12 protein-coding genes are annotated in these 6,824 nt (G+C 38.9%); 9 read left to right on the top strand and 3 right to left on the bottom strand.

Translation table 11 applies throughout. The features are described from left to right. Window positions 1–222 (bottom strand): transposase (locus BLR76_RS10830; protein ID WP_425425723.1); only part of this gene is annotated, 222 nt, incomplete at its 3' end. Between the two features lie 667 nt (window positions 223–889). Between BLR76_RS10830 and BLR76_RS11925 the strand changes: the two genes are divergently transcribed. The 6 genes from BLR76_RS11925 (at window position 890) to BLR76_RS10805 (ending at window position 3,819) form a co-directional block, all read left to right on the top strand. Further along, window positions 890–1,060 carry a hypothetical protein gene (locus BLR76_RS11925; protein ID WP_176759705.1) on the top strand — a complete coding sequence of 57 codons (171 nt, stop codon included), beginning with the start codon at window positions 890–892 and terminating at the stop codon, window positions 1,058–1,060. A 135-nt stretch (window positions 1,061–1,195) separates the two neighbouring features. After that, a complete protein-coding gene (locus BLR76_RS10825) occupies window positions 1,196–1,636 on the top strand; it encodes an ASCH domain-containing protein (protein ID WP_091268845.1) in 441 nt (146 codons plus the stop codon). A 162-nt stretch (window positions 1,637–1,798) separates the two neighbouring features. Further along, the gene (locus BLR76_RS10820; protein ID WP_218121447.1) at window positions 1,799–2,035 is read left to right on the top strand and encodes an NUDIX domain-containing protein; all 237 of its coding nucleotides are present in this window, start codon (window positions 1,799–1,801) and stop codon (window positions 2,033–2,035) included. Window positions 2,036–2,110: 75 nt separating this feature from the next. Next, window positions 2,111–2,326 carry a glycosyl transferase gene (locus BLR76_RS10815; RefSeq protein ID WP_091268843.1) on the top strand — a complete coding sequence of 72 codons (216 nt, stop codon included), beginning with the start codon at window positions 2,111–2,113 and terminating at the stop codon, window positions 2,324–2,326. A gap of 146 nt (window positions 2,327–2,472) precedes the next feature. Continuing rightward, window positions 2,473–2,892 carry a GNAT family N-acetyltransferase gene (locus BLR76_RS10810; RefSeq protein WP_176759704.1) on the top strand — a complete coding sequence of 140 codons (420 nt, stop codon included), beginning with the start codon at window positions 2,473–2,475 and terminating at the stop codon, window positions 2,890–2,892. Between the two features lie 234 nt (window positions 2,893–3,126). After that, window positions 3,127–3,819 (top strand): hypothetical protein, encoded by a 693-nt coding sequence (locus tag BLR76_RS10805; protein ID WP_091268839.1) that lies wholly within the window; start codon window positions 3,127–3,129, stop codon window positions 3,817–3,819. Window positions 3,820–3,928: 109 nt separating this feature from the next. On the opposite strand, the gene BLR76_RS10800 is transcribed toward BLR76_RS10805, so the two are convergent. Both BLR76_RS10800 and truA read right to left on the bottom strand, forming a co-directional pair. Then, window positions 3,929–4,336: a hypothetical protein gene (locus BLR76_RS10800; protein WP_091268838.1), complete on the bottom strand. Its 408-nt coding sequence runs from the start codon at window positions 4,334–4,336 to the stop codon at window positions 3,929–3,931. Window positions 4,337–4,415: 79 nt separating this feature from the next. Beyond that, window positions 4,416–5,156, bottom strand: a complete 741-nt coding sequence (gene truA, locus BLR76_RS10795; protein ID WP_091268836.1) for a tRNA pseudouridine(38-40) synthase TruA — start codon at window positions 5,154–5,156, stop codon at window positions 4,416–4,418. A gap of 123 nt (window positions 5,157–5,279) precedes the next feature. Between truA and BLR76_RS10790 the strand changes: the two genes are divergently transcribed. The 3 genes from BLR76_RS10790 to BLR76_RS12440 form a co-directional block, all read left to right on the top strand. Beyond that, window positions 5,280–5,735, top strand: coding sequence for a GNAT family N-acetyltransferase (locus tag BLR76_RS10790; RefSeq protein ID WP_091268834.1), 456 nt, complete (start codon window positions 5,280–5,282; stop codon window positions 5,733–5,735). Between the two features lie 21 nt (window positions 5,736–5,756). Further along, the gene (locus BLR76_RS10785) at window positions 5,757–6,527 is read left to right on the top strand and encodes a class I SAM-dependent methyltransferase (RefSeq protein ID WP_091268832.1); all 771 of its coding nucleotides are present in this window, start codon (window positions 5,757–5,759) and stop codon (window positions 6,525–6,527) included. Continuing rightward, window positions 6,527–6,824: helix-turn-helix domain-containing protein (locus BLR76_RS12440; protein ID WP_218121448.1), on the top strand; the 298-nt coding region annotated here is incomplete at its 3' end. The genes BLR76_RS10785 and BLR76_RS12440, both read left to right, overlap by 1 nt.

Raw genomic sequence — 6,824 nt, 5'->3', positions numbered from 1 at the left:
GTCATTCATGCGTTCAATCGTGCGACCTGAAAAAGTAGAACGACTATAGGCAAATAAGCACATTTTAAGTAACATGGCAGGGTGAAACGCAGGACGTCCCGTAGAAGAGGTTTCTTCCAGAAGAAATTCCGCAGGAATAGAATCAACGAAACGACTGATAAGACGTGCTTCGTGATCCTCGGGAATAGTGAAGTCTAATTGTAGTGTTAAAGCAGTTTCCATTGTGGTATAATTTTGATACAAAGTGAGCCCCTCCTATAATTTCTGTTGGTACTTTAATTATAGCCGGTGGGGCTCATTTTGTCTTTAAAAAAGAAACATCCCTCGACCATTTTTTTCTCAAAATCGGTCGAGGGATGTATTCATTTTAGGGGAGTTTTTTCCCAGCCCCTTTCGTTGTGTCTGGGAATAGGTAAAAAGTATGATGAGAACGGTCTAAGGTATTATTAGACCACTTACTATACTGAATTATTAAAGAGCTCAAAACTAATTTATTCTATTCTTGCACATTTTCTCCAAAGAAGCATGGACCAATAAATAGGCCGAGAAGAACATATAGAAGTGGAGAATTAATGAGAAGGGTAAAAGCCACAACGGGCGCCCTATAAACAAGTAAATTAGAGTATATGTTCCATCGAAAGTAATAGAGGACAATTCCCTTAATGAAAATTCGTATAAAAGAAGGTAAGCAGAACTTGCCAGCAACAGGACGAGACAGAGAAAAAAGTAAGTGTTACGAGGAGATTTTAGTGTTCTTTCCATCATTAGCGCCTCCAATAAGTATTGTTTCAGAATTTGATTAATTGTATGATAATTATATTAGTATTTATTAAATAAGAGAAGCAATAGTTTTATACAGATTTTTGAAATGATATGAGGTGGAATGAATATGAAAACTGAAATTTACGGCAGTCTATGTTTAGGCTCAGGATTGTTTCTGATGATCGGATCAGTTCCAGGTGATGTACTAGGTGTGGGTCTTTGGATGACGGAAACAGTGCTCATTAAAAAAGGGAAAAGCGAGCGGATGCGAGAAAATGCGAATTATGAAAATAAGTAGAAATCGATAAGAAATGTATTTTTTAAGGTTTATTTTCTCATAAATATGGTATTGATTTTAATATACAGCGTTACAGTGGCGAAAATTTATTAATTCAAAACCGAATAATATATATAGAATAAGTAGGGATTAGAAATGAAAGCGAAAATGTTGTGGAATAAGTTTATTGAGAAACATCAGGAATATAAAGGCAAGAGCTACGATGCATGGAGTTATGGTGTACAAAAAGACGAGTTGGCTGAATTGACAAAAAAAGGTATCAAGACAGCTACTGCTTCTGCCTATGATTTATATCAGGTAGACAATGACCCGCTTCCTCAAGTGTGTGAATTTAGTGTTGTTTTAGGCAGTAAAGATAACGCAGTCTGTATAATACGTACAACTAAAGTAACTGTTCTCCCTTTTTCTGAAGTGACTGCCGAACATGCATTTAAAGAAGGGGAAGGAGACAAATCATTAGCAGCATGGAGAAAAGAACATGAGAGCTTGTTTACCCAGTGGCTGAAAGAAGAAAATCTGGAATTCAATGTAAACAGTCTAGTAGTTTGTGAAGAGTTTGAAGTGGTGTATAGGTAGAGCCTTTCGCCAATTAAATATTAGGGAGAAAGTTATATGGATTTGACTTTAAATACAGACATAGGCAAAGTAAATGTAAGAGTAGCGGCATGGATAGAAAATAAGGGGCGCATACTTGTTTCTCAATTTCCAGATGGAGTTGTTTCTCTACCATGAGGAAGAGTGAAGTTTTCAGAGACAACTACTGAAGCAATTCAACGTGAAATAGCAGAAGAGACGGGGGAACACTTAGAAGAAATAGAACTGTTTTCGGTAATTGAGAATTTTTTCCTGGAAGAGGAGTCTCAAACAAACTATCACGAGTTTCTGTTTATCTACAAGGGTCAAATAGAAGAACGAGAAATCTATAATGGCATTGACAATAGCCATCATATTGTCCATTTAGTAAATAAAGATTAAATAAGCCAATTCGTGCAGCGATTGTAGTGGCAAAATATAAAAGAGTAGAATATAACTTACAGGAGGAGATTACTTATGAAAAATGGAACAGGAATATTCATTACAGGAATCATATTGATCTTAATCAGCACACCATTAGCTTACGCATTAGTAAACATACTGTACCAGAATCAGAATTTAGCAGGAGAGTATGTTCCAATTTTAAATGGGTTTATCCATTCGTTAATGCTGGTGGGGAGCTTAATATCAGTAATTGGCGGCGTTGTCTATATAAGGGACAGAGGAAAATAAGGTAGTCCAAACACTAGAGAACAAATAGTAGTAAGGGAGTAAATGTATCTTGATTCTTTCCTCAGACTTTAGGGTTTTAATTTTTCAGATGATGAACTGTAACAATGGAAGAATACATAATCTATAAACGCACCGGAGGCATAATGATGATCAATTTCAAAAAAGTTGAACAGGGGACTTTGGAATCCACCATTAATGACATTTTTAAAGAACAAAATGAGCAACATTTTGAAGAGACTTTAGAGCGGCATGCTGAAGTAATTGCAATAGGGGCTTATGATGGTGAGAAAATCATAGGCGGAATCATTGCAAAAAAGGAATATCAGAACATCCATGTATCAATGCTGGCAGTTAGTAATGAATACAGAGGGCAGGACATAGGTAGCCAGCTGTTAATGGAAATTGAAAAGCTGGGTAGAGAATCAGGGATTATCAACCTGACACTGACCACAAGAAGTTATCAAGCGGTAGAGTTTTATAAAAAAGCAGGATTCTCCGTCTTTGGAACGCTCGATGATATGCCGATGCAAGGTGTAACAAAATATTACTTCAATAAGAGACTATAAAAAGTTTTCCGAATATTTACGATATCCAATAAGTACTAAATAGGTTTGATAAGTGTGCAACGACTCATCATTAATAAAACATTCTCACTAGACAATGAACACTAGTCGCATTCGTGCAGAGATATATGCACCTCAAAAGGTAGACAGAGATAGGATAAATACTCTATACGCTGGTGTTTCACATTGAACTCATTCCTATATCATAAATTTACGATCCAGAAAGGATAAATTAAATTGAGAAAAAATAATAAAAAAACTATTGTAGTGTTCGCTGTTGCATTAATTGTTTCAGGAATTTTTCTCGGAATCAACCGCTTAAATGCCAAAGAGCCTATCATACTAGCTATTTCATCAGACTTTCCTATTACTGAAGATTTAAATCATATGGAAACAGAGGCGGACATCATTGTGAAAGGTAAATACACTGATTTTAAAGAGTCTTGGAATATGTCTAGAGATGATGATGATCTTTCTAAAGAAAATAAACAGGCTTATGTGGAGGGGCACATATACAATTTTACAATTACAGAGGTTGTAAGTGGAGAAGCCAAAAATAGCGCTATCCAAATAAATCATCATTACGGAAGAGATTATTATATTGAAGAGGAAAACGATAGTGTTTTTATAGTTAATGATTTGTATAAAGAACCAGAAATAAATCAAGAGTATATTTTGTTTTTAAAGTACGATGAAAATTTCGATTTATATTATGGTGCCATCGAACCATTTTCAATAAAAATTAATAAGGATCAAACTGTAGAACTATATTCACCTCTTACTGAAGAGATAGAACATAATGACACCAAAACATTGGAATTAGAATCTGGAAGAACAATAACGATAGAACAACACGCTGAAGAATCAATTGAAGACTTCATAGAAGGCGAAACTTTAGATACTCTTTTAAATGAGCTGTCGATAGAATAAATACTGAAGCTTTACAAGTGGTGATCTAAACTGTGTACATGAAGCAATAGTATCAAGTGATATTCAAAAGTAAAAAGAAGCAGAGGGTTTATCCCTGCTTCTTTTTACTTTATTCTATAGGCAGTTCAGTCGTTACTGCAAGAAGCGCCCCAAGCTCTCTGCTGTGATAACGTCCAACCACACCTAGACTCAGCTCATCAACGTAGTAACCGAATGATTGGATGACTTGTTCTTCACTGTCTAAAAACAGGGCAGTGTACTCTGGGTTCATGAGATCCATATTAGCAGTCGACCCTGTATCAGCGTATTCCAGCTCTTCTACTAAAGAATCTATAAATGAAGAGTCAGTTATAGTGGTAATGAGCTCATCGGAATCATAGTCCCTTACTTCTATAGAGACCACATTTTCGGCATCATCACCGAATAAGTCATTTGACCCGCAACCAGTTAATAGAAGTGCGGAAAAGAGTGCGAAAAAAACAAAGCGTATAGTCAGAAACGTATTATTTAATTTCATATAAACCTACCTTTCGAATGAACCTTACTCAAACTGACAGTACAATATTACTCTATTGGGCATCCTTAGAACTCAATCATCAGTCGTACGTTACTTCATCCAGAAACAGTCCTTGGGCCGGTACAGTCAGTCCTGCTTTGCTTCGGACACCTGTTTCAAACACCTCATCGATGTTGTCGATAGATAAAGTTCCGGATCCGATTTCCAGAAGAGTCCCCGTCAGTACGCGCACCATTTTATGCAGGAAGCTTTTTCCTTTGAATGTAAAGTGAATCAGGCTGCCTTCCTGTTCGATGGTAACGCTGTCCAGTGTACGCACTGTCGATTTTTTTGATTTCTTGAGCGCAGAAAAGCCGATGAAGTCATGCTTGCCCTCTAGCTTGTCACAGGCTTCACGCATCTTGTCCAAATTTAGCTCTTCAGCATAATGGAAGCTGTAGCCCCGTTCAAATGCTGAAGGGATAGTCTGGTTCCAGACGTAGTAGCTGTACTGTTTGGATGTTGCGTTGTAGCGTGAATGGAAACGGTCATGCACGTCTTCGAGCTTTTTGACATTAATATCCTGCGGCAGATTGTTGATCAGGATCTCCTGCATTGCATTCAGGTCCATATCCGAATCCGTTTTGAAGTTAGCCACTTGTCCTCTGGCATGCGTCCCGGCATCTGTTCGGCCTGACCCGATGATCTCCGTTTCTGTTCCGGTCAGTTGTGTAAGAATGTGTTCGATCTTGCCTTGAATCGTCTTGTCTGTATGACCTAGTCTCTGCCATCCCTGATAGCGGCCGCCATCATATTCGATTGTCATTTTTATATTTCGCATAGTACCCCTCTTAATTCTTTAGTTTGATGATTCTGATATATAAATAGGCATAGTGTGCCTTCTTCTCTATGATATACTAAACGGGAAACTATTACACGGGAATACTTGAATAGGGGAATGACAATGGAGAACACGGGAAGTAATGACTTAAGCGTACATATTGGTAGTGAAAAATGGCATCAGGCAGCAGCTTACTTTGTCCGAATGAATGTGTTCGTTCTGGAAAGAGACATCGCTATTCAAGATGAATTTGACTGTGAAGACCATGATGAGACGGTTTATGTCGTACTGTATGATAACGACAAACCAGTTGCCACAGGTCGGTTTATCCAAATGGATGAAGGCACTGTTCGGCCCGGTCGGATTGCTGTTCTAAACGATTACCGTGGAAAAGGTCTTGGTGAACGAGTGGTCAAAGAGCTGGAAGCTTATGCTCGGACTAAAGGCTGCATGGCTTCCGAGATTCATGGCGAATTGAGCGCGGCACCTTTTTACGAAAAGCTTGGGTACACGAGAGAAGGGGACAGTTATCTTGAAGATGGTGTCCCCTGTATTACATTGAAGAAAGTGCTGATTTAAAAAGCGGATAGGAGAAGTCAAATGACTAATGAAGTAACAAGAGAATCCAAACGCAGATGGGATCTATTTGCGGAAGACTATGCAAAGCGCACCAGTAAATTCGGGGATCTACATAAAGAAGTACTGTTGACGCCGACTATTCTGTCCTTGCTTGAAGACGTAGAAGGCCAGAAGATTCTGGATGCCGGTTGTGGCGAAGGATACTTCAGCCGACTGCTTGCCGAAAAGGGTGCTTATGTCACTGCTGTAGATTTTTCTGACCGCATGCTCGACATCGCCCGTGAGCGGACATCAAACGATGCAGCTATCGACTACAGACAGGCTGATCTGGAGGATCTGAATGAACTGGAATCTGGTCTGTTTGATCAAGTCATGTCGAATATGGCCATTCAGGACGTAGCTCACTTGGATGCCGTATTAGGCGAAATACATCGTGTACTGAAGCCGGGAGGGACGTTTGTCTTTTCGATTCTTCACCCCTGTTTCGTCACACCTGAAAGCGGCTGGCATAGAGATGAACAGGGCAATGGTCTTCACTGGAAGACGGATCACTACTTTGAAGAAGGGCAGTTTGAGCAGCGGTTCGGGATAAAAGAGAGAGTTTTCGGCTTCCACCGGACATTGACGACGTATATGAATGCATTATTCAGTACCGGCTTTACACTTGAAACCTTAATTGAACCTGCTCCCTCTGAAGAATATTTGGAGAAGTATCCGGATTTCAAAGAAGATTTGAGAGCACCGGATTTTATCGTACTGCGACAGAAGACACTCGCTTCTATAAGCGGGTGATGAATGGCGCTCGAGCTTGCTCGACAGTATTTTCGAAAAAAGTAAAAAATAAGTCTTATTCCTGCAATAACTCGTCACACAAAAGTCATTGTTCCCCTTGCTTTAATCCCGTCATTAGGGTATTTTTAGTACAAAGAGGAGGGGAATGTATGTTCAAGAATAAAGCGTATAAATTTCGTCTCTACCCCAATGAAAAACAGAAAGAGCAGATAAACAAAACAATCGGATCTGCTCGCTTTGTCTATAATCATTTCTTAAATGAATGGACGACGACATATAAAGAAACTGGAAAGGGCT

This window comes from Alkalibacterium thalassium (genome assembly GCF_900101165.1).
In the GTDB taxonomy this organism is placed as follows: Bacteria; Bacillota; Bacilli; order Lactobacillales; family Carnobacteriaceae_A; genus Alkalibacterium; species Alkalibacterium indicireducens.
This window is presented reverse-complemented; position numbering and strand designations above follow the sequence as displayed.

Excerpts from the sequence above, each read along its gene's own strand:
- BLR76_RS10785 (WP_091268832.1), top strand. The coding sequence starts at position 5,757 with ATGACTAATGAAGTAACAAGAGAATCCAAACGCAGATGGGATCTATTT.
- BLR76_RS10810 (WP_176759704.1), top strand. The coding sequence starts at position 2,473 with ATGATCAATTTCAAAAAAGTTGAACAGGGGACTTTGGAATCCACCATT.
- BLR76_RS11925 (WP_176759705.1), top strand. The coding sequence starts at position 890 with ATGAAAACTGAAATTTACGGCAGTCTATGTTTAGGCTCAGGATTGTTT.
- truA (WP_091268836.1), bottom strand. The coding sequence starts at position 5,156 with ATGCGAAATATAAAAATGACAATCGAATATGATGGCGGCCGCTATCAG.
- BLR76_RS10800 (WP_091268838.1), bottom strand. The coding sequence starts at position 4,336 with ATGAAATTAAATAATACGTTTCTGACTATACGCTTTGTTTTTTTCGCA.
- BLR76_RS10825 (WP_091268845.1), top strand. The coding sequence starts at position 1,196 with ATGAAAGCGAAAATGTTGTGGAATAAGTTTATTGAGAAACATCAGGAA.
- BLR76_RS10790 (WP_091268834.1), top strand. The coding sequence starts at position 5,280 with ATGGAGAACACGGGAAGTAATGACTTAAGCGTACATATTGGTAGTGAA.
- BLR76_RS10815 (WP_091268843.1), top strand. The coding sequence starts at position 2,111 with ATGAAAAATGGAACAGGAATATTCATTACAGGAATCATATTGATCTTA.